Consider the following 23,337-nt stretch of genomic DNA (forward strand, 5'->3'; position numbering starts at 1 on the left):
GTATCATAACATGTATTCTGTATTTATTGCAATACTTTTTTTGTTTTTTTATAAAAGAATAAGAAAAAACTCATGCGGACATGAGTTTTTTCTAAATACTATTAATTAAGCTTCGTATACGTTACGAACAATATTTGTTTGGTTACGATCTGGTCCAACTGAGAACATAGATATTTGAATTCCTGTTAACTCAGAAACACGTTCTACGTATTTTCGTGCATTTTCAGGAAGTTCATCTAATGATTTTACACCAGTAATATCTTCTTCCCAACCTGGAAGCTCTTCATATACAGGCTCACATTTTGCTAAAATGTTTAAGTTAGCTGGAACTTCATCAATAACTTCACCATTGTATTTGTAAGCAACACAAATTTTAAGAGTTGGAATACCTGTTAAAACGTCGATAGAATTTAATGATAGATCCGTTAAACCACTAACACGACGTGCATGTCTTACAACAACGCTATCGAACCAACCTACGCGGCGTGGACGACCAGTTGTCGTTCCATACTCGCGACCAACTTCACGAATTTGATGACCAATTTCATCATGAAGCTCAGTAGGGAATGGACCATCACCAACGCGGCTTGTATATGCTTTACATACACCTACAACGCGAGTAACTTTCGCAGGACCAACTCCAGTTCCAACTGTTACACCACCAGCAATTGGGTTAGAAGATGTAACGAACGGGTACGTACCGTGGTCAATATCAAGCATAACACCTTGCGCACCTTCAAATAATACACGGTGATTATTATCTAATGCATCATTTAATACAACAGATGTATCACATACATATTGCGCGATTTGTTGCCCGTACTCGAAGTACTCTTCGAAAATTTCTTCTACAGTGAAACCTTCTGTATCGTACATTTTTTCAAATAAACGATTTTTTTCTACTAAATTGCGCTCAAGCTTCTCTTTAAATGCTTCACGGTCTAAAAGATCAGCCATACGAATACCAATACGAGCAGCTTTATCCATATATGCAGGACCGATACCTTTTTTCGTTGTACCGATTTTGTTATCACCTTTACTTGCTTCTTCTAACTCATCTTGCTTTAAGTGGTAAGGTAAAATAACATGTGCACGGTTACTTACACGTAAATTATCAGTACTTACACCACGATCGTGTAAGTATTTTAACTCTTCAAGTAATGCTTTTGGATCTACTACTAATCCGTTTCCGATTACACAAATTTTCTCTTTATAGAAAATACCAGATGGAATTAAGTGTAATTTATATTTAACTCCGCCGAAAACAATTGTATGTCCCGCGTTATTTCCACCTTGATATCTTGCAACTACTTCCGCATGCTCAGAAAGAAAATCAGTGATTTTACCTTTTCCTTCATCGCCCCATTGTGTTCCTACAACTACTACTGAAGACATTATTAAAGCACCTCCGCAATTTTCAAACGATCTATTCAAACAATATAATTGTACCAAAACCGAAAGAGAAGTCAACCGAAAAGCGAACATTTTTTCACAAAAAAACATTTTCGTTCGTAAGAATTATATATTTAACTTATGAAAGCCTTATCTTTCTTATAAAAAAAAAGAAACACATCTTATTATAAGAAATGTGTTTCTTTTTTATACTGCCTTTATGCCGGTGGAGCATGTCCATCCTCAAAACGACGTTCTAAGTTAACGAACTTATTGAACTCTTTGACGAATGCAAGTTCCACTGAACCTACTGGACCGTTACGTTGTTTTGCAATAATAATTTCAATTGTATTTTTGTTTTCCGTTTCTCGATCATAGTAGTCTTCACGATATAGGAAAGCTACAATATCAGCATCCTGCTCAATACTTCCAGATTCACGAATATCAGACATCATCGGGCGTTTATCTTGACGAGATTCTACACCACGAGATAACTGTGATAAAGCAATAACAGGCACTTGCAATTCACGTGCAATCCCTTTTAAGGTACGAGAAATCTCAGATACTTCCTGCTGACGGTTTTCTCCTGATTTCCCACTTCCTTGAATAAGCTGCAAATAGTCAATCAAAATCATACCAAGACCTTGTTCTTGCTTTAATCTACGACATTTTGCTCGAATCTCATTTACTTTAATACCTGGCGTATCATCAATATATATACCAGCATTTGAGAGACTCCCCATTGCCATTGTTAATTTTGCCCAATCATCGGAAGTTAATGAACCAGTACGAAGTCTTTGTGCATCAATATTCCCTTCTGCACAAAGCATACGCATAACAAGCTGATCAGCACCCATCTCCAAACTAAAAATCGCTACATTTTCATCCGTTTTCGTCGCTACGTTTTGTGCAATATTTAATGAAAATGCCGTTTTCCCTACTGATGGACGTGCTGCCACGATAATTAAATCATTTCGTTGGAAACCTGCTGTCATCTTATCTAATTCAGTAAACCCAGTTGGTATCCCAGTAACTTCACCCTTTTGATTATGCAAAAGTTCAATTTTGTCATAAGCATCTACAAGAACATCTTTAATGTTTTGGAATGCTTTTGCATTCGTTTGATGGGATACTTCTAATATTTTTTTCTCAGCCTCATTTAAAAGACCATCCACATCATCTTCTCTCTCGTATCCATCCGATACAATATGAGTCGCCGTGCGAATTAAACGACGTAAAAGCGCCTTTTCAGCGATGATGCGTGCGTAATATTCTACGTTAGCTGCAGTTGGCACAACTTCTGCTAACTCTGCTAAGTAAGAAACCCCACCAACTTCTTCTAGTAATCCTTGATCAGCCATTGCTGATGTCATCATTACTAAGTCGATCGGCTCTCCCTTATCAGATAGCCCAAGCATGACTTCAAAAATCTTTTGATGTTTCGTTCGATAGAACGAATCAGGTACCAATAACTCTGATGCTGAAGTTAACGCATCTTGATCAATCAATATGGCCCCTAAAACCGCCTGCTCAGCCTCTATATTATGCGGAGGGGTACGATCAGCAAGTACATCACTCATACGCAATCCTCCTTGCTTAATTTATTTTTATTGTTCACTAACATGAACTTTTACTGTTGCTGTTACTTGTGGATGCAATTTCACAGTAACGTTTGTATAACCTAACGCGCGGATTGCATCGTCCATTTCAAATTTACGTTTATCAAGCTTAATCTTGTGTGATTTTTGCATTGCATCTACGATTTGTTTGCTTGTGATAGAACCAAATAAACGGCCACCTTCTCCAGATTTCGCCTTTAATTCTACAGTTAATTTCTCTAAAGTCTCTTTTAACTCTTTTGCATTTTCAAGCTCTGCTGCTGCATCTTTTTCTTCTTTACGCTTTTGAGCTTCTAAAGTTTTCATACTGCTATTTGTTGCTTCAGCAGCTAATCCTTGTTTTAATAAGAAGTTATTTGCATAGCCATCTGGTACGTTTTTTACTTCTCCTTTTTTACCTTTACCTTTTACGTCTTTTAGAAAAATTACTTTCATGATTGTGTGCCTCCCTGTAAATAGTCATCAATAACAAATCGAAGCTTCTCCTCAGCTTCATCTACTGTAACATTTTTCATCTGTGTGGCTGCATTCGTCAAATGCCCGCCACCGCCTAAGTTTTCCATAATTAGCTGCACATTCACTTCACCTAAAGACCTGCTGCTAATTCCAATGAGATTCTCGCCACGTTTCGCAACAACAAATGATGCAATAATCCCTGTCATCGTTAATAACGTGTCTGCCGATTGCGCAATAAGCACTTGATCGTAGTAATCATCACTATCAACTTTAGCAATCGCAATTCCATTTTTATAAATGTACGCATTTTTTATAGCTTTTGCAACCCGTAAATACTGATCCATATCTTCCTTTAAAAGTTCTTGTACAAGTACAGTATCTGCACCATGTGAGCGTAAATAAGAAGCAGCATCAAATGTACGAGCCCCTGTCCGGAATGTGAAACTTTTCGTGTCGACAATAATACCCGCTAACAATGCCGTCGCTTCTAACATTGTCATCTTTAAATTTTTAGGTTGATACTCAAGTAATTCTGTAACCAATTCTGCTGTTGAAGAAGCATATGGTTCCATATAAACTAGCAATGGATCTTCAATAAAATCTTCTCCACGGCGATGATGATCAATAACTACTACATTTTCAATTTTATGTAACAGTTTTTGCTCCATCACCATAGAAGGTTTATGCGTATCGACAACAACAAGTAACGACTCATCATTTGCAAATTCCATCGCTTGCTCTGGAGTAATAAAACGAGACCATAACTCCTCATTTTGTTTCACTTTGTCCATCAAACGCTTAATTCCTTTATCGGAATCATTTTCATCTAACACAATATATCCTTTACGCTCATTTAATTGAGCCACTTTTAAAATACCAATCGCAGCACCAATTGCGTCCATATCGGGAGCCCTATGCCCCATAATAATGACATTACTACTTTCTAATACTAAATCCTTTAACGCATGCGAAATGACCCTAGCGCGTACACGGGTACGTTTTTCAACCGGATTTGTCTTACCTCCATAGAACTTAACTTTACCTGTCGCTTGTTTAATAGCTACTTGGTCTCCCCCACGCCCAAGCGCAAGATCTAAACCAGATTGAGCCATTGCTCCAAGCTCTGATAAAGGTAAATCACCTGATCCGACACCCACACTTAATGTAAGTGGTATATTCCTTTTAGATGTTTCTTCACGCACCTGATCTAAAATGCTAAATTTCCCTTTTTCCATCTGCGTCAAAATACTTTCATTTAGCACAACGAAGAATCTTTCTGAAGATGCACGTTTTAAATACGCCCCATACTTAAGTGCCCATTCATTTAGTCGCGATGTCACAAGACTTGTTATATTCGTACGTAATTGATCATCTAATCCTTGTGTAACTTCATCATAATTATCCAAATAGATGACAGCTAAAACAGTCCTTTGATCCTCGTACATCTTTTCGATTTCTGTTTGTTCCGTTACATCAAAGAAATAAATTAACTTTTCTTCTTTCCTTACAAAAACGCGAAACTTTCGATTATTTAAAGAGACTATATCATCAGAAGTTTCTCCTTTAATGAAAAGAAGTAATGTTTCTGATACATCGTAAAGGTGCCATCCAGCTAATGCATGCTGTCCCAGACATGAAGATAAATAAGGATTTGCCCAATCAATCCCATAATCCTTATTGTATAACAAAATACCAATCGGCATTTGGTTAAATGCTTCATTACTTACTTTCTTTACTCTTGTAATCATATCTGTCGTATGCTTTTCGAAATTCCTTTGAAAATTAAGTTCAAATCGTATAACGATAAAGAATACGATACAAAAAATGACAAAAGCAGCTATCCCCATAATTAAATGAAAATAACAGAGAATTGAAATGAGCACAAACACAAAAAATGCCAATACATAAACAGGATATAAAAACCACTGTTTCTTATCAAATTCAGGCATGTATACAACTCCTATAAAGTAAAACTAACTCACCTTCCAGTTAGTTAAACAGATTAAAATAGTATAAGGAATATTATTTTATCCCCCTATTTTAGAACGCAATGAAATCCCTAAGTCAATTATACCTAAGATTGTCACAAGAGGAAACAGCATCGGAATAAACATGCATGCAATAAAACTAATAATAGGAACCCCTTTAGTAAAACCTTTTCTATACGCTAAAAAGGCGATAAATGTCAGACCTTGCAGTACAAGCAATAGTGCAAATATGACATTTAGGTTAGAAAATACCATATGTAAATATGATGTTGGTTCTACTTTTATAAAAGTTGCTAACAAAATAAATATAACGTAATACCAAATGATCCTCTTTGGTAATTGTATATCTTTAAATTTAGGCCAAGATATAACGTCATGTTTTAAATTTTTCAAAACACTACCTGATATTATCACTGTAATCCAAGAAAAACATACTGAAACTAGCACAAGTATACTCGGAAGTAACGATTGTAATATATCGTTCATTTGTGCAAGTAACTCTTTTTGTTCCTTACTAATCGGCATACCTGTAGCACTTACTATCTTTTCGCTTTTCGCCATACTTTCACTAAATATACTTTGCATTTGCTTCATTATATCTATGTTGAAAAACTTTATACTCGCAACATAAATAAGTACAAAACCAATTAAGTATGCAAGCGTCCCAGCTATTAAGATTTCCACTGGCTTTTTTCTTGTTTTATACATATATCCTAAAACAATCCCTATCAATCCAAACATAATTGTCTTCACTAAATTCATCGGTTGACTCACAATAACAGTAACAAAAAGTGCCGCTACAAAAACCACGAGCACATTAGATAGTTTATGTCTTATCATTAATAGTATAAATGGTAACGGCAACGCAAAAGTTACAACTGTACCCAAAATCGGAACATACATAGATATAAGCAATAACATTGCATATATAGCCAACAACGCGGCACCTTCAGTAATAAATCTTGCTTGTTTCACATTTTAACCTCTCTTTCAAAAAAGAAAAGCATAGCAAAATGCACAGTAGAGTCCGACTCTACTGTGCATTTCATACGCTATTATTCACCAACATATGGTAAAAGTGCCATTTGACGAGCACGTTTAATTGCAACTGTAAGTTTGCGTTGGTATTTCGCGCTTGTTCCTGTTACACGACGAGGTAAAATTTTACCACGCTCAGAAACGAAACGTTTTAATAAATCAACATCTTTATAGTCAATGCGAGTGATGCCGTTAGCTGTGAAGAAACACACCTTACGACGTTTCGCACGTCCACCTTTGCGTCCTGCCATGTCTATTTCCCTCCATTCTTTGTTAAAACTAACAAATTTACTGTATTAGAACGGTAAATCGTCGTCGGAAATGTCGATCGGTTGACCTACATTTGAAAATGGATCGTCATTCTTCGTAAATCCAGAGTTACCTTGGTTACCTGAATTACTAGATTGACCAAATGGGTTAGAGCCTTGGTTACCGAAACCAGCTCCTGATGGTTGCTGATTAAATGAACCACGTTGCTCCCCACCGCCATTACGCGGCTCTAAAAATTGCACGCTTTCCGCAAGAACTTCTGTTACGTATACACGTTTACCATCTTGTCCCTCGTAATTACGAGTTTGAAGACGTCCATCTATGCCTGCTAAGCTACCTTTTTTCAAATAATTTGCTACGTTTTCTGCTTGTTTACGCCATATTACACAATTAATAAAGTCAGCTTCACGCTCACCTTGTTGATTGGCAAATGCGCGATTCACAGCTAACGTAAAAGTAGCTACTGCAACACCATTGGGCGTGTAACGTAAGTCAGGGTCCTTAGTTAAACGACCAACGAGGATAACACGATTCATCAATCGAACCACTCTCCCTTATATATCAATTATTTTTCTTCTTCTTTAACAACGATATGACGAAGGATGTCTTCGTTGATCTTAGCTAAACGGTCGAATTCGTTAATCGCTTCTGCGTTAGATTTCACGTTTAAGATCATGTAGAAACCTTCACGTAAGTCGTTGATTTCGTAAGCTAAACGACGCTTACCCCACTCTTTCGTGTTAATGATTTCTGCACCATTGTTTGTTAAAACACCTGCAAAACGTTCAACTAAAGCTTTTTGAGCTTCTTCTTCAACGCCAGGACGAATGATGTACATAATTTCGTACTTTCTCATTACACTTTCACCTCCTTTTGGTCTAAACGGCCCGTAATGGGCAAGGAGCAATTAATTTATAGTAATTACTCACGAGTTTAGATTATATCATAGTAAGTTATATGAATCAACTCACCAATACATAAAAAACTTGGCAAACATATAATATATTTGCCAAGCTCATATCTTTATTTTTCCTAGGAAATATTAAATTAAACGTTAAAACGGAAGTGCATAACATCTCCGTCTTTTACGATATATTCTTTTCCTTCTAAACGTACTTTTCCAGCTTCTTTTGCAGCTGTCATAGAACCGTTTGTCATTAAGTCATCGTAAGAAACTGTTTCTGCACGAATAAATCCACGCTCAAAGTCTGTATGAATAACACCAGCACATTGCGGTGCCTTCATTCCTTGTTTAAATGTCCAAGCACGTACTTCTTGAACGCCAGCTGTAAAGTAAGTAGCAAGTCCTAATAGGTCATATGCTGCACGAATTAATTGATCTAAACCAGACTCTTCAATTCCTAATTCTTCAAGGAATACTTTTTTCTCTTCTTCGTCTAATTCAGCGATTTCTGATTCGATTTTTGCACATACAACGATTACTTGAGAATTTTCATTTGCTGCAAATTCTTTTACCATTTGTACGTATTTATTTTCCGAAGGATCGATAACATCGTCTTCACTTACATTCGCTACGTATAACATTTCTTTTGTTGTAAGTAAATGAAGGCCTTTAACAACCTTCATCTGCTCTTCTGTAAATTCAACAGTACGAGCTGGTTTTCCCTCTTCAAAAGCTTCTTTTAAACGAACTAAAATTTCATGCTCATATACCGCTTCCTTATCTTTTTGTCTTGCTAATTTCGCAACACGCTCGATACGCTTATCAACAGACTCTAAGTCCGCTAAAATTAGCTCTAAATTGATTGTTTCAATATCATCAATTGGATCTACTTTCCCTGAAACGTGCGTAATATTTTCGTCTTCAAAACAACGAACAACTTGGCAAATTGCATCTACTTGACGAATGTGAGATAAGAATTTATTTCCTAAACCTTCACCTTTACTAGCACCTTTTACAATACCTGCAATATCAGTAAACTCGAATACAGTCGGAACAGTCTTTTTCGGTTCTACTAATTCCGTTAATTTATTTAAACGCTCATCTGGTACTTCTACAATCCCTACGTTTGGATCAATTGTACAGAATGGATAGTTCGCAGATTCTGCTCCTGCTTGTGTAATTGCATTAAATAAAGTGGACTTCCCTACGTTAGGTAATCCAACAATCCCAGCCGTTAATCCCATATTTTTCACTCCTATGTCTCAATCTTTCATCATTATAGATAGTAACGAAAAAAATGACAAGTTTCCGCCAAACGAAAAAAAGTAACAGTTACCTACTGTAACTGTTACTCTCCCTCTATTCTTCGTGCTTCACAAGTATTTTTTTCACCTTACGATCAAACTCTCTTCGAGGAATCATTACTGAATGGTCACACCCCTCGCACTTAATGCGGATATCCATTCCCATACGAATAATTTTCCAACGATTCTCGCCACATGGATGGGCTTTCTTCATTTCCACAACATCATACAAGTTATATTCCTTTTGCTCCACTCTCCAAACTCCTCTCCATACTAAATTGCTTTTCCACTAACTAATTCTTCACGATTATATAAAACCATACGTGGATATGGAATTTCAATTCCATGTAAATCAAGACGATTTTTAATCTCTTTACGAAGTGCCCTTGCAATAACTGCATGTTGCATCGGTTCTACTTCAGCAATAACACGTAATATAACTTCTGATGCAGCTAATGTTTGCACACCTAATAATTGAGGTGTTGTTACCATTTTTTCGTACTTTGAAGGTAATTCTACTAATAAATCTTCAATAACTTGCTCTGCTTTCGCAATATCAGCCTCATATGAAATAGATACATCAACAAACGCTACACTATTACTAACTGAGTAGTTAGTAACTTGAACAATACTTCCATTTGGTAAAGTATGAATTTCACCTGTCCAACTCTTTACTTTCGTTGTACGAAGTCCAATTTCTAAAACGACTCCTTCAAATTGACCGATTTTAACATAATCGCCAACCGAAAACTGATCTTCTAACAAAATAAATAAACCTGTAATAACATCTTTCACTAAACTTTGAGCACCAAATCCGACTGCTAAACCAATTACCCCAGCACCCGCTAATAAACCTGATGCATTAATATCAAACACACCTAAAATCGCAATTAGCATAATGAACATAACAACGTACGCTACAATATTTTCAAGTAATTTCGCTACTGTAACTGTACGACGTTCTGAAATTTGAATTGGAGAACGACTTCCCATGCGAAACGCATTTCGTACAACCGCTCTTGCAATTCGCACAACAACTGCACCAATTGTTAAAATAATACATATTTTTAATGTCGCAACTCCAATATGAGCCCAACGATCAGCATCTAATAAATACTGTTTCATAGAATTAAACCACTTCGCTAATAAATCCATGTACCTCTACCTCTCTAGCTAAAATTTCTTTTTAGTTACCCTTATTATTGTATCAGAAGTCCCCTAATTGCTGAAAAAATTTTATGATTTTAATCCTATTTTATCCCCGACATCCAGGTATAAAATGGAACAAATATATATATACTAGTACTATTATTTCCGTTTTCATTCACATTTTGCAAAAATTACGCACTTATAACTTTCCATTTTCCTCACCATATAACATATATTGAAAATTTATTAAAAGGATGGGTGCTTCATGAATATTGGAAGTTTTCGCTTACCATTTTTTGAGAAAGAAACTCAAAACGTTATGCACCAAGATCTAGAAGCCTCCGAGATAATCAGTAATTTCTTACTTACCCATATTCCTATTAAAACTAATATACCACTCATTCTCGTTTGTATCGGCACAGATCGCTCTACAGGTGACGCACTCGGCCCATTAGTTGGTACAAAACTTGAACAAATAGACATCCAAAACCTCCAAGTATTCGGTACACTAGATGAGCCAGTACATGCGCTAAATTTAGAGGAGAAAATTCAGAATATACAGAAAGAATATCCTACTGCATTTATAATTGCTGTTGATGCATGTTTAGGAAAGTCCCAAAATATCGGATCAATCACTACTGGAAAGGGACCTAGTAAACCTGGAGCTGCTATGAATAAGAAATTACCTGCAGTTGGTGATTTGCACATACACGGTATCGTCAATCTAAATGGGTTTATGGAGTTTTTCGTTCTTCAAAATACAAGATTAAGTTTAGTCATGAAAATGGCTGATGTAATCGCACAAAGTATAAAAGAGACGGATCAAAAATTATCCGCATTAAAAAAAGCAAACCATCTATAAATAATAAGATGGTTTGCTTTTTAATTTTTCTGTGCTAATAGTTCTAAAATACGATTTAAATCTTCTTTATTAAAAAATTCAATTTCGATTTTACCTTTTTCTTTTTTCGTCTCTTTAATTTTCACATCTGTGCCAAACTTTTCTCTTAAGAACGTTTCACGTTCTACGAAAAATATATTTCGCTCTTTTTTCACTTTTTTTGTTTCACGTGAAACGTGTTGATTAATCTCTTGGACGATTTTCTCTAATTGACGAACATTTAATCCTTCTTTTTCAATGCGTTTCAATAAGGACTTCAATTGTTCTTCATCTTTTATCGTAAGTAAAGTTCTCCCATGAGCCATTGAAAGTTGACCATTTGCAATCATATCTTGTACGAAAGAAGGTAGGCTTAATAACCTAGTATAATTTGCAATGTAAGGTCTGCTTTTACCAAGACGTTTCGCTAATTGTTCTTGCGTTACATTTAGCTCATTCATTAACATCTGGTATGCCATTGCCTCTTCCATAGGATTTAAATCTTCTCGTTGTAAGTTTTCTAACAAAGCAAATTCCATCATTTGCTGTTCATTTAATTGTCTTACAACCGCAGGTACTTTTTCTAAACCAGCCTCTTTCGCAGCACGAAATCGTCTTTCACCTGCAACAATTTCATATCCTTTAATGCTCTTCCTAGCAATTAATGGTTGTAGAATACCGTGTTCCTTAATCGAAATTGCTAATTCCTGAATCGCCTCTTTATTAAAGTGTTTACGCGGTTGATATGGATTCGGCCTTAATTCAGTTACAAGAATCTCCTGAATTGTTTCCTCTTCTTTCACATCTAAATCAGGAAAAAACACATTAATTCCTCTTCCTAATCCTTTAGCCACCTGCAATCACTTCCTCTGCTAAATCTATATATACTTCTGCTCCTCTTGATTTAGCGTCATACTGCATAATAGGTTTCCCATGACTTGGAGCCTCGCTCAAGCGTACATTACGCGGAATAATCGAGCGATATACTTTATCCCTAAAATACTTTTTCACTTCATCTATAACTTGAATTCCTAAATTTGTACGGGCATCCAACATTGTTAACAATACACCTTGAATTGCTAAATTTTTATTTAAATGTTTTTGTACAAGTCGAACTGTATTTAATAGCTGACTTAACCCTTCTAGTGCGTAATATTCACACTGTACAGGAATAATAACAGAATCTGCTGCTGTTAATGCATTAATCGTTAATAACCCTAAAGATGGGGGACAGTCGATAATAATATAGTCATATTCATCACGAACTGGCTGTAATGCTCTTTGCAAACGTACTTCCCGGGAAATAGTCGGTACCAATTCAATTTCAGCACCAGCTAATTGAATTGTAGCGGGTAGAACATCTAAGTTTTCAGTTGCGGTTTTCTGTATAACCCCTTGAACATCTGCATCTTCCACAAGAACGTTGTAAATACATTGATCTAATTCAGATTTTTCAATTCCCACACCAGTCGTTGCATTTCCTTGAGCATCAATATCTACAAGAAGGACTTTTTTACCTACTTGCGCCAATCCAGCCCCTAAATTAACAGATGTTGTTGTTTTTCCAACACCGCCTTTTTGATTAGCAATAGCAATGATTTTTCCCATGATGTCACCTACTTTCAACCTTTCTATCTTATTCTAGTAACAATTACGTTTATTGTAACATGAAATAAAACTTTTTCTTTTACGTCCTTTATTAAACTTCAAAATTTATTTCTAAACTCCTTCTTCATTTAACAAGAAAATATAGTAAAAGAGACCTCTCCAATAGGATAAGGTCTCTAGCACGTCATTATTATTTTTTCTTTGGAATTTTAATTGTAATTTGATAGTACTCATCAAATTCTTCTTCCTCAGAATTAACATTCAAACCACTTTCAGTAACCATTTGTAAAGATTGTCTAATTGTATTCATAGCAATCCTCGTATCTCGACTTACTGCTTTTTGCTTTGCCTTACGCTTCGGTTTCGCTTCCTCTAGTAACTTCGCAATTCGTTCTTCTGTTTGCTTTACATTTAGTTGTTTCTCCACAATTTCCTGTAAAACTTTCAGTTGTAATTCCTCATTTTTTAAAGGAATGAGAGCGCGGGCATGACGTTCTGTAATGCTTTTTTCTAATAATGCACTTTTTATTTCTTCAGGCAACTTTAACAATCGCAACTTATTTGCGATTGTAGATTGTCCTTTTCCAAGTCGTTGTGCCAATGCTTCTTGTGTTAAATTATGTAACTCAATCAGCTTTTGATATGCCACAGCTTCCTCGATTGCCGTTAGTTCCTCACGTTGCAAGTTTTCAATTAAAGCTACAGAAGCTGTCTCTGTATCATTTAAGTTCTTTATAATTGCAGGAACCTTTTCCCAACCTAACTTTGTTGCCGCGCGAAAACGTCTTTCTCCAGCAATAATCTCGTACTTATCATCCTCATATTGCCTTACAACAATCGGCTGAATAAGTCCATGTGTACGAATTGTTAATGCTAGCTCATCAATACGCGCATCATCAAAAACTGTTCTTGGTTGATAACGGTTAGGGGTAATATTTACTATCGGAATTTCTTGTATTTCTTCATATACCTTTTTATCTATCTCTTCATGGCTTTCGTCTTGTAATTCGAATTCGCTCTCTTTATCTCCAAAGCCAAATAAACGAGAAAACGTATTTTTCATACATATTCCACCACCTTTTAGGCCTATTGACTATTCTCCATAAAATGTTTCCTATGAAACATTTACGTTTTCATTTATATAATTTAATCTTACGTCTAATAAGATTTATTTTTCAATAGGTAATTTATTGGGTGTTCCCGGTTTGCGTGGATATTTCTTTGGTGTCTTGCGCTTTTTCTCGATTAATAAAATATTACGTTCACTCTCTTCAAACGGTAATTGGAACGTAGACATCTCTTTTAACTCTCCGCCTAGCACCTCTAAAGCATACTTGCCATTTTCAATTTCTTCGTTTGCTGCTGCACCTTTCATTGCAATGAATGTTCCTCCAACTTTTACAAGCGGTAAACATAGCTCACTTAATACAGAAAGACGCGCAACTGCACGTGCCATTACAATATCGTATGATTCACGTACACCTTCTTTTTTCCCAAACGTTTCAGCACGATCGTGACAAAATGCAACATCACTTAATTCTAACTTTTGTGCTAAGTGATTTAAGAAATTAATACGTTTTTGCAACGAATCTACAATTGTTACTTTTAAATGCGGGAAACAAATTTTTAAAGGAATACTTGGGAATCCAGCCCCTGCACCAACATCGCAAATTGAGAATGGTTTTGAAAAATCATAATAAAAAGCAGCTGTAATGGAATCAAAAAAGTGTTTTAAATATACTTCTTCTTTTTCTGTAATAGCCGTTAAGTTCATTTTTTCATTCCACTCTACTAATGTTTCAAAGTAGATTTTGAACTGCTCTAACTGTCTAGAAGAGAGGGTGATTCCCTTCTCTTCTAGCATAGATTGAAATTGTTCTATGTTCATCTAGCAATATCTCCTTACTATTTATTGGTTCGATACGCGTGCAATTTTTCCTTGTTCTATATACACAAGTAAAATGGAAATATCCGCTGGATTTACGCCAGAAATACGTGAAGCCTGCCCCATTGAAAGTGGACGAACATCTTTCAATTTCTGTCTAGCTTCTGAAGCAATGCTAGAAATCGCATCATAATCAATATCTACAGGGATTTTTTTATTCTCCATTTTCTTCATACGCTCTACTTGCTGTAAAGATTTTTCAATATATCCTTCATACTTAATCTGAATTTCAACTTGTTCTTTAACTTCATCACTTAATTCTACTTCACTTGGTACTAAAAGATGAATATGCTCATATGTCATCTCTGGACGACGTAATAAGTCACTTGCACGTATTCCATCTTTCAATTCACTTCCGCCAATATTGCGAATTAATTCTTGAACTTCAGGACGTGGTTTAATAATAATGCTGCTTAAACGTTCCTTTTCCTGTTCAATTTGTAATTTTTTATTTGTAAATCGCTCATAGCGCTCTTCTTTAATTAATCCAATTTTACGACCAACTTCAGTTAAACGAAGATCAGCATTATCGTGGCGTAATAATAGACGGTATTCTGCACGAGACGTTAATAAACGATATGGTTCATTTGTACCTTTCGTTACAAGATCATCAATTAAGACGCCAATATAAGCATCCTCGCGACCTAAAACAACTTCTTCTTTACCTAAAGAACGGCATGCTGCATTAATTCCAGCCATAAGCCCTTGTCCGGCCGCCTCTTCGTAACCAGAAGTTCCATTAATTTGTCCTGCTGTATATAAATTTTTAATCTTTTTCGTTTCAAGTGTTGGCCATAGTTGTGTTGGCACAATTGCATCATATTCAATTGCATAACCTGTACGCATCATTTCAACATTTTCTAGGCCTGGAATTGTTCTAAGCATGTCACGTTGTACATCTTCTGGTAAGCTTGTGGATAAACCTTGTACATATACTTCTTGTGTATTACGCCCTTCTGGCTCTAAGAAAATTTGATGACGTGGTTTATCATTAAATCTTACTACTTTGTCTTCAATAGAAGGACAGTATCTAGGACCTGTTCCTTTAATCATACCAGAATACATAGCTGAACGATGTAAATTTTCATCTATTAAACGGTGTGTTTCTGTACTTGTATATGTCAACCAACATGGAATTTGATCCATAATAAATTTCGTTGTTTCAAAAGAGAATGCACGTGGCTTATCATCACCTGGTTGAATTTCTGTTTTACTGTAGTCAATTGTATTACTGTTTACACGAGGAGGTGTCCCTGTTTTAAATCTCACAAGATCAAATCCAAGCTCCTCTAAATGCTCAGATAATGTAATAGACGGTTGCTGGTTATTTGGACCACTTGAATATTTTAAGTCGCCCATGATAATCTCGCCGCGTAAAAATGTTCCAGTTGTAATTACAACTGTTTTTGCTGTATATTCTGCACCAGCTTGTGTAACTACCCCTTTACATACACCTTCTTCAACGATTAAACGCTCTACCATTCCTTGGAACAACGTTAAGTTTGGTGTTTCTTCAATTGTTTTCTTTAATTCATGTTGGTAAGAGAATTTATCAGCTTGCGCTCGAAGTGCACGTACGGCTGGTCCCTTACCTGTATTTAGCATACGCATTTGAATATGAGTTTTATCAATATTACGTCCCATTTCTCCGCCTAATGCATCAATTTCACGAACAACAATCCCTTTTGCTGGTCCACCAACAGAAGGGTTACATGGCATGAATGCTACCATATCCAAGTTAATTGTTAACATTAATGTTTTTGAGCCCATTCGTGCTGCCGCAAGACCAGCTTCACATCCTGCATGACCTGCACCGATTACTATGACATCGTATGAACCGGCATTGTATCCCATTGTTTATTCCTCCTAATAATCTCTATCTTTCTACAACTTCACTATATTATTTTCCTAAACAAAATTGAGAGAACAACTGGTCAATTAAGCTTTCATGCACTGTGTCCCCAGTAATTTCACCAAGTATTTCCCACGTTCTTGTTAAATCAATTTGTACCATATCAATTGGTACACCATTTTCAATCGCCTCAACTGCATCACCGATTGTTTTTCCTGCTTGTGTTAATAATCCAATATGTCTCGCATTAGAAACATATGTCATATCTGCAGAATCGATTGTTCCTTCAAAGAATAAATCAGCTATTGCCTTTTCGAGTTCATCTATTCCTTGTTCCTCAATTAAGGATGTTGTAATAACACGATTTCCCGCGGCTAACTCTGTAACACGTTCCATATCAATCGCTTGCGGTAAATCAGTCTTATTCACAATAACAATAAAGTCTTTTCCTTGTACCGCACGGAATAGATCTTCATCCTCATTTGTTAAAGCCTCGCTATAGTTGACAACAACTAATACTAAATCCGCTTGGCTCATCATTTCTTTTGAACGTTCCACACCAATTCGTTCAACAACATCTTCTGTCTCCCGAATACCGGCTGTATCTATAAGTTTAAGAGGTACACCACGCACGTTAACGTACTCTTCAATAACATCACGAGTTGTTCCTGCAATATCAGTTACAATTGCCTTTTTCTCCTGAACAAGACTATTTAATAACGATGATTTCCCAACGTTGGGTCTACCGATAATTGCTGTAGCAATACCCTCACGTAAAATTTTCCCTTGTTTTGATGTTTCTAATATTTTTTCGATTTCCGAACGAACATGCGTCGCTTTCTCAATTAAAATATTATGTGTCATCTCTTCTACATCATCGTATTCTGGATAATCTATATTTACCTCAACATGAGCTAATGTTTCTAATATTTCTTGACGCAAAAGACCAATTAATTTAGATAATCGCCCTTCCATTTGATTAATTGCTACATTCATCGCACGATCTGTTTTTGCTCGAATCAAATCCATAACAGCTTCTGCTTGTGATAAATCGATACGTCCATTTAAAAAAGCACGTTTTGTAAATTCGCCCGGTTCTGCCAATCGTACTCCTTGTGCTAGAATAAGTTGCAATACTTTATTTACTGAAACAAGTCCACCGTGACAGTTAATTTCCACTATATTTTCACGTGTAAAAGTCCTTGGTGCGCGCATAATAGACACCATAACTTCTTCAATAACTTGATTTGTATCTAAATCAACAATATGACCATAATGAATAGTGTGAGAAGGAACCTCTGTTAAATCCTTCCCCTTAAAAATACGATTAACTTTCTCAACCGCATCATCCCCACTTACTCGAACAATGGCAATTGCACCCTCTCCAAGCGCTGTGGAAATCGCAGCAATTGTATCAAATTCCATGTCCTTTCACCTCACTTGCTTATTTATCTCTATTTCAACATGATTATTTCTTTCACTAAATTATTAGGATACCATAACGAACCTATCTACAAAAGAAGAATAACTCATTTTATTATATCCCCATGTAAAAAACACTAAACTTATTCACAGTGGATAAGTTTAGTGTTTTTTAGTTATCCACATCTATTTTCCGCTCAAAAAAACCGGCACTCATTTGAGCAACCGGTCATTTAGGAGATATTACAACATGCCGATGTGGTTCATTTCCTTCAGAAGTTGTATTGATACCTTGATGATTTGATAATGCCTGATGAATAATTTTTCGTTCAAAAGATGGCATCGGTTCTAAAATAACTCTTTTTTTCGTATTAAATACTTGTTTCGCTAATCGATAAGAAAGTGATTCTAACGTACTTTTTCTTTTACTACGATAATTTTCAGCATCTAGTGTAATACCGATATACTGCTTCGTGTTACGATTCGCGACAAGTTTTGTTAAATACTGTAAAGAGTTCAATGTATTACCTCTTTTCCCAATTAAAACACCTACATTATCACCAGAAATTGTAAATTCAATTTCGCGTCCTTTTACAATTTTACTAATCTCAACTTCCACACCCATATCGTGAATAACATTTCTTAAATATTCTTCACATTCTTGAATTGGATCTTTCTTCAATACAACTTCTACTACTGCAGGACGATTCCCAAATAAACCTAAGAATCCTCTTTTACCCTCATCGACAATATTTATATCTACTCGATCTTTTGATGTATTTAATTGCCTTAAAGCATCCTCTACTGCCAGCTCGACTGTTTGTCCTTTAGCAGTAATTACACTCACTTGCTTGAGCCTCCAGCTTTGCTAGCCTTAATTTCTGGCCCTTTGATAAAGTACATTTGAGCAATACCAAAGATATTACCAACAACCCAGTAAAGTGATAATGCGGCTGGGAAGTTAATTGCAAAGATTAAAATCATAATCGGCATAAGCCAAAGCATCATTGCCATTTGCGGATTTTGACCAGCTGTTCCTGCCATTGCAAGCTTTTGCTGAATAAATGTCGTAATTGCTGCAACGACCGGTAAGATATAGAACGGGTCTGCATGTCCTAAATCGAACCATAAGAAACTATGTTGTTTAATTTCAGCTGTTCTCATAATTGCATGATAAAAAGCGAACAGAATTGGCATTTGAATAAAGATTGGTAAACAACCAGCTAATGGATTTACACCATTTTTTTGATATAACTGCATCATTTCTTGCTGCAGTTTTTGCTGTGTCGCTTGATCTTTAGAGCTATATTTCTCTTTTAACTTCACCATTTCCGGTTGTAACGCTTGCATCGCTTTCGTACTCTTCGTTTGTTTAATCATTAGTGGTAATAATGCAAAACGAATGATAAGAGTTGTAATAACAATTGCTAAACCGTAATTACTGTTAAATAAGTCGGCAAAATACGTGATTAACTGAGAAAGCGGATATACGAAATATTCATTCCAAATCCCAGTACTTTTCGATGTAATCGGCTGACCCGTTTCACTACAACCGGTGGCAATCGCCATTAATGCAACGACCATGGCTAGTAAACCTAATTTCTTTTTCAAAGCCTACTCCTCCTTGTATCGGTATGTATATAGTGTAATTCATTTCCTTACGCTACTTTTTTATTCTTTTCATACCAGAGCGTTTAAAGACATGAATTAAGCTTTTCTTTACTTCTTCATATGTCATCTCTGCACAAGGCTTCCTTGCTATTATAACAAAATCTTTCCCAGAATCTATCTCATCTTTTAACTCTGTAATAGCCTGACGGACCATGCGCTTAATTCGATTACGAACTACTGCATTTCCAATTTTCTTGCTAACAGAAAGGCCGATGCGAAAGTTTGGCTGTTCTTCTTTATCTAATTGGTATACAACAAACTGACGATTCGCATTTGATTTTCCTTTTTGAAAAACCGCCTGGAATTCATCATTCTTCTTTATACGATGTTTTTTCTTCATATCAATTGACACTCCTGTATTTCATCAGCGGAAATTCACTATTATTAGAAAAAAAGACCACTGAACGATCAGTGGTCTACGCAGATAATACTTTTCTTCCTTTACGACGACGAGCTGCTAGCACTTTACGTCCGTTCGCTGTGCTCATACGGCTGCGGAAACCATGTACTTTGCTGCGCTTACGTTTATTTGGTTGGTAAGTTCTTTTCATTATATGACACCTCCCTGAGGAATATCTGTTAAAGACAGTCCTATAAATTATAGTTAATCAACTAGGAAAATGTCAATGGTTCTAGAAATTTTCATCAAATATTCATTTTGAACCTATTCACATACTTTTACACAGCACCTATATTTCCTTGTGGATAAATGTTTTTTCACGTTTTTTATATCCACAAACTTTTTTCGCACTTTTACACAGTATATCGTGTTGTGGACAAGTTTATTCCACAAGGTATTGATTTTGTGGATAACTTTCTTAAATTCATTGCTATAGCCACTTTTTTTTGATATTATAGTTGTGTTTTCACTTTGAATAAGTTTTCCACACCTTTATTTTATCCACAGTTTGTGTATAACATGTGGACAGTTTTAATCACATGTGGGTAAATAGTTGTCCACATTTGCTTTTTTTGTCGAAAACCCTATCTCATATACAAACGACGTTTTTAGGTTTTAAAATACGTTTCGTATAAATATACATTTTATATTTATTGGGTTGTACATTTGTTGCGCAACCTTATTCTTTTACCATCTTAGTAAAGGAGGGACACCTTTGGAAAATATCTCTGATTTATGGAATAGTGCCTTAAAAGAATTAGAAAAAAAGGTAAGCAAGCCTAGTTATGAGACATGGTTAAAATCAACAACGGCTCATAACTTGAAGAAAGACGTATTAACGATTACAGCTCCAAATGAATTTGCTCGTGACTGGCTAGAATCTCATTACTCCGAACTAATTTCAGAAACACTATACGATTTAACAGGGGCAAAATTAGCAATTCGCTTTATTATTCCTCAAAGTCAAGCTGAAGAGGATATTGATCTGCCTCCAGTTAAGCCGAATCCAGCACAAGATGATTCAGCTCATTTACCACAGAGCATGTTAAATCCAAAATATACATTTGATACATTTGTTATCGGCTCTGGTAACCGTTTTGCCCATGCAGCTTCATTAGCTGTAGCCGAGGCGCCAGCTAAAGCGTATAACCCACTCTTTATTTACGGGGGAGTTGGGCTTGGAAAGACGCATTTAATGCACGCAATTGGTCATTATGTAATTGAACATAATCCAAATGCAAAAGTTGTATATTTATCATCAGAAAAATTTACAAATGAATTTATTAACTCTATTCGTGATAATAAGGCTGTTGATTTTCGTAATAAATATCGCAACGTAGATGTTTTATTGATAGATGATATTCAATTTCTTGCTGGAAAAGAACAAACTCAAGAAGAGTTTTTCCATACATTTAATGCATTACACGAAGAAAGTAAACAAATTGTAATTTCTAGTGATCGACCACCAAAAGAAATTCCGACTTTAGAAGATCGTCTTCGTTCCCGCTTTGAATGGGGGCTTATTACAGATATTACGCCGCCAGATTTAGAGACACGAATTGCGATTTTACGCAAAAAAGCAAAAGCTGAAGGGCTTGATATACCAAATGAAGTTATGCTTTATATCGCAAATCAAATTGATTCAAATATTCGTGAATTAGAAGGTGCACTTATCCGAGTTGTAGCTTATTCATCTTTAATTAATAAAGATATTAATGCTGATTTAGCAGCTGAAGCACTTAAAGATATTATTCCAAATTCTAAGCCAAAAATTATCTCTATTTATGATATTCAAAAAGCTGTCGGGGATGTTTATCAAGTGAAATTAGAAGATTTTAAAGCGAAAAAACGTACCAAATCAGTTGCGTTTCCTCGCCAAATTGCAATGTATTTATCGCGCGAGCTTACAGATTCCTCTTTACCAAAAATAGGTGAAGAATTTGGTGGACGTGATCATACAACAGTTATCCATGCCCATGAAAAAATCTCTAAACTACTAAAAACCGATACGCAATTACAAAAGCAAGTTGAAGAAATTAATGGTATTTTAAAGTAGTAGCTGAATAGTGTGAATAACTTACCTTGTTTTACGCACAGTCTATCCACATGTAGATAGACTGTTTTTACATCCTTTATAGGGGTTATCCACATATCCACAAGCCCTATTACTATTACTACTATTTTTTTATCTTTATTAATTAAATAAAATCTTATACTTACCGGAGGTTTTTCTTTATGCGTTTTACAATACAAAAAGACTATCTTGTAAGAGGTGTACAAGATGTAATGAAGGCAGTTTCTTCTCGTACAACAATCCCCATCCTTACGGGAATTAAAGTTGTAGCTACTGAAGAAGGGGTTACATTAACAGGAAGCGATGCTGATATTTCTATTGAATCGTTTATTCCAGTCGAAGAAGATGGAAAAGAAATCGTAGAAATTGCTCAATCAGGAAGCATTGTTTTACAGGCAAAATATTTTAGTGAGATTGTAAAAAAACTACCTAAAGACACTGTCGAAATTTCTGTAGAAAATCATTTTATGACAAAAATAAAATCTGGAAAATCAGAGTTTAACTTAAATGGTTTAGATTCTGCAGAATATCCGTTATTGCCACAGATTGAAGAACATCATGTATTTAAGATACCAACAGATTTACTTAAGCATATGATCAGACAAACTGTATTTGCAGTTTCTACTTCTGAAACAAGACCGATCTTGACAGGTGTAAACTGGAAGGTATATAACAGCGAGTTAACTTGTATTGCAACAGATAGTCATAGACTGGCACTTCGAAAAGCAAAAATTGAAGGACATAACATTGCAGATGAATTCCAAGCTAATGTTGTTATTCCAGGTAAGAGCTTAAATGAATTAAGTAAAATTTTAGATGAGTCTGAAGAAATGGTAGATATCGTTATTACGGAGTATCAAGTATTATTCCGTACAAAACATTTATTATTCTTCTCAAGATTGTTAGAAGGAAATTATCCTGATACGACACGTTTAATTCCAGCAGAGAGTAAAACGGATATTTTTGTAAATACAAAAGAATTCCTACAAGCAATTGATCGTGCTTCACTATTAGCAAGAGATGGCCGCAATAACGTTGTTAAATTATCAACTTTAGAGCAAGAAATGCTAGAGATTTCTTCGAATTCACCAGAAATCGGAAAAGTTGTCGAAGAAGTACAATGCGAAAAAGTAGATGGAGAAGAGTTAAAAATATCTTTTAGTGCAAAATATATGATGGATGCATTAAAAGCTTTGGATAGTACAGAGATTAAAGTTAGCTTTACTGGGGCAATGAGACCGTTCTTAATTCGTACAGTAAATGATGATTCAATTATTCAATTAATTTTACCGGTTCGTACTTACTAGGTAAGGAATAAGGGTTGCTAGTTTAAAGATGCTAGTGGCCCTTATTTGATTTTTGGGT

At 35.6% G+C, this 23,337-nt stretch carries 24 protein-coding genes; 3 read left to right on the forward strand and 21 right to left on the reverse strand.

Annotated elements, in window-relative coordinates; all coding sequences use genetic code 11:
- Positions 1-105: 105 nt before the first annotated feature.
- The 11 genes from HFD78_RS27985 to HFD78_RS28035 all read right to left on the reverse strand — a co-directional run bounded on the left by HFD78_RS27985 (position 106) and on the right by HFD78_RS28035 (position 10,126).
- Entirely contained in the window at positions 106-1,395 is a 1,290-nt protein-coding gene (locus tag HFD78_RS27985) for an adenylosuccinate synthase (RefSeq protein WP_000100238.1), read from the reverse strand.
- Between the two features lie 215 nt (positions 1,396-1,610).
- Entirely contained in the window at positions 1,611-2,972 is a 1,362-nt protein-coding gene (gene dnaB, locus HFD78_RS27990; RefSeq protein ID WP_001286148.1) for a replicative DNA helicase, read from the reverse strand.
- A 27-nt stretch (positions 2,973-2,999) separates the two neighbouring features.
- Positions 3,000-3,446 (reverse strand): 50S ribosomal protein L9, encoded by a 447-nt coding sequence (rplI, locus tag HFD78_RS27995; protein WP_000864228.1) that lies wholly within the window; start codon positions 3,444-3,446, stop codon positions 3,000-3,002.
- Positions 3,443-5,416: a DHH family phosphoesterase gene (locus tag HFD78_RS28000; RefSeq protein ID WP_001113788.1), complete on the reverse strand. Its 1,974-nt coding sequence runs from the start codon at positions 5,414-5,416 to the stop codon at positions 3,443-3,445. Before HFD78_RS28000 ends, rplI begins: the two co-directional genes overlap by 4 nt.
- A gap of 78 nt (positions 5,417-5,494) precedes the next feature.
- Positions 5,495-6,430 (reverse strand): YybS family protein, encoded by a 936-nt coding sequence (locus HFD78_RS28005; RefSeq protein WP_000806423.1) that lies wholly within the window; start codon positions 6,428-6,430, stop codon positions 5,495-5,497.
- Between the two features lie 80 nt (positions 6,431-6,510).
- Positions 6,511-6,744 carry a 30S ribosomal protein S18 gene (rpsR, locus tag HFD78_RS28010; protein WP_000918873.1) on the reverse strand — a complete coding sequence of 78 codons (234 nt, stop codon included), beginning with the start codon at positions 6,742-6,744 and terminating at the stop codon, positions 6,511-6,513.
- Between the two features lie 45 nt (positions 6,745-6,789).
- Entirely contained in the window at positions 6,790-7,302 is a 513-nt protein-coding gene (gene ssb, locus HFD78_RS28015) for a single-stranded DNA-binding protein (protein WP_000981961.1), read from the reverse strand.
- Positions 7,303-7,328: 26 nt separating this feature from the next.
- A complete protein-coding gene (gene rpsF, locus HFD78_RS28020; protein ID WP_001233778.1) occupies positions 7,329-7,619 on the reverse strand; it encodes a 30S ribosomal protein S6 in 291 nt (96 codons plus the stop codon).
- Positions 7,620-7,810: 191 nt separating this feature from the next.
- Positions 7,811-8,911 carry a redox-regulated ATPase YchF gene (gene ychF, locus HFD78_RS28025; RefSeq protein WP_000524672.1) on the reverse strand — a complete coding sequence of 367 codons (1,101 nt, stop codon included), beginning with the start codon at positions 8,909-8,911 and terminating at the stop codon, positions 7,811-7,813.
- Between the two features lie 115 nt (positions 8,912-9,026).
- A complete protein-coding gene (locus HFD78_RS28030; protein WP_000435485.1) occupies positions 9,027-9,224 on the reverse strand; it encodes a DUF951 domain-containing protein in 198 nt (65 codons plus the stop codon).
- A 20-nt stretch (positions 9,225-9,244) separates the two neighbouring features.
- A complete protein-coding gene (locus tag HFD78_RS28035) occupies positions 9,245-10,126 on the reverse strand; it encodes a mechanosensitive ion channel family protein (RefSeq protein ID WP_000364815.1) in 882 nt (293 codons plus the stop codon).
- Between the two features lie 259 nt (positions 10,127-10,385).
- On the opposite strand from HFD78_RS28035, the gene yyaC reads away from it, so the two are divergent.
- Positions 10,386-10,982 (forward strand): spore protease YyaC, encoded by a 597-nt coding sequence (gene yyaC / locus HFD78_RS28040; RefSeq protein ID WP_001020715.1) that lies wholly within the window; start codon positions 10,386-10,388, stop codon positions 10,980-10,982.
- A gap of 20 nt (positions 10,983-11,002) precedes the next feature.
- Here yyaC and spo0J read toward each other — a convergent pair whose 3' ends face one another.
- From spo0J to rpmH, 10 genes are all read right to left on the reverse strand, one after another.
- Complete coding sequence (gene spo0J / locus HFD78_RS28045) at positions 11,003-11,854, reverse strand: stage 0 sporulation protein Spo0J (RefSeq protein WP_001051829.1); 852 nt, start codon at positions 11,852-11,854, stop codon at positions 11,003-11,005.
- The gene (gene soj, locus HFD78_RS28050; RefSeq protein ID WP_000516114.1) at positions 11,847-12,608 is read right to left on the reverse strand and encodes a sporulation initiation inhibitor protein Soj; all 762 of its coding nucleotides are present in this window, start codon (positions 12,606-12,608) and stop codon (positions 11,847-11,849) included. Before soj ends, spo0J begins: the two co-directional genes overlap by 8 nt.
- Before the next feature lie 190 nt (positions 12,609-12,798).
- Positions 12,799-13,671, reverse strand: a complete 873-nt coding sequence (gene noc / locus HFD78_RS28055; protein ID WP_000799016.1) for a nucleoid occlusion protein — start codon at positions 13,669-13,671, stop codon at positions 12,799-12,801.
- Positions 13,672-13,776: 105 nt separating this feature from the next.
- Positions 13,777-14,496 (reverse strand): 16S rRNA (guanine(527)-N(7))-methyltransferase RsmG, encoded by a 720-nt coding sequence (rsmG, locus tag HFD78_RS28060; protein ID WP_001019628.1) that lies wholly within the window; start codon positions 14,494-14,496, stop codon positions 13,777-13,779.
- 21 nt (positions 14,497-14,517) lie between these two features.
- Complete coding sequence (mnmG, locus tag HFD78_RS28065; RefSeq protein WP_000541055.1) at positions 14,518-16,407, reverse strand: tRNA uridine-5-carboxymethylaminomethyl(34) synthesis enzyme MnmG; 1,890 nt, start codon at positions 16,405-16,407, stop codon at positions 14,518-14,520.
- Positions 16,408-16,453: 46 nt separating this feature from the next.
- Complete coding sequence (mnmE, locus tag HFD78_RS28070) at positions 16,454-17,830, reverse strand: tRNA uridine-5-carboxymethylaminomethyl(34) synthesis GTPase MnmE (protein ID WP_000393769.1); 1,377 nt, start codon at positions 17,828-17,830, stop codon at positions 16,454-16,456.
- Positions 17,831-18,056: 226 nt separating this feature from the next.
- Positions 18,057-18,674 (reverse strand): RNA-binding cell elongation regulator Jag/EloR, encoded by a 618-nt coding sequence (jag, locus tag HFD78_RS28075; RefSeq protein WP_000111516.1) that lies wholly within the window; start codon positions 18,672-18,674, stop codon positions 18,057-18,059.
- Positions 18,671-19,438 (reverse strand): YidC family membrane integrase SpoIIIJ, encoded by a 768-nt coding sequence (gene spoIIIJ, locus HFD78_RS28080; RefSeq protein ID WP_000727737.1) that lies wholly within the window; start codon positions 19,436-19,438, stop codon positions 18,671-18,673. Before spoIIIJ ends, jag begins: the two co-directional genes overlap by 4 nt.
- Positions 19,439-19,490: 52 nt before the next feature.
- Complete coding sequence (gene rnpA, locus HFD78_RS28085; RefSeq protein WP_000726621.1) at positions 19,491-19,838, reverse strand: ribonuclease P protein component; 348 nt, start codon at positions 19,836-19,838, stop codon at positions 19,491-19,493.
- Between the two features lie 76 nt (positions 19,839-19,914).
- A complete protein-coding gene (gene rpmH / locus HFD78_RS28090) occupies positions 19,915-20,049 on the reverse strand; it encodes a 50S ribosomal protein L34 (protein WP_000831901.1) in 135 nt (44 codons plus the stop codon).
- 564 nt (positions 20,050-20,613) lie between these two features.
- Between rpmH and dnaA the strand changes: the two genes are divergently transcribed.
- Both dnaA and dnaN read left to right on the forward strand, forming a co-directional pair.
- On the forward strand, positions 20,614-21,954 hold the full coding sequence (gene dnaA / locus HFD78_RS28095; RefSeq protein ID WP_000428017.1) for a chromosomal replication initiator protein DnaA: 1,341 nt from the start codon (positions 20,614-20,616) through the stop codon (positions 21,952-21,954).
- Between the two features lie 179 nt (positions 21,955-22,133).
- Positions 22,134-23,279, forward strand: coding sequence for a DNA polymerase III subunit beta (dnaN, locus tag HFD78_RS28100; RefSeq protein ID WP_001212884.1), 1,146 nt, complete (start codon positions 22,134-22,136; stop codon positions 23,277-23,279).
- Positions 23,280-23,337 lie beyond the last annotated feature (58 nt).

Source organism: Bacillus sp. EKM501B (assembly GCF_011800505.1).
GTDB classification, from domain to species: domain Bacteria; phylum Bacillota; class Bacilli; order Bacillales; family Bacillaceae_G; genus Bacillus_A; species Bacillus_A cereus.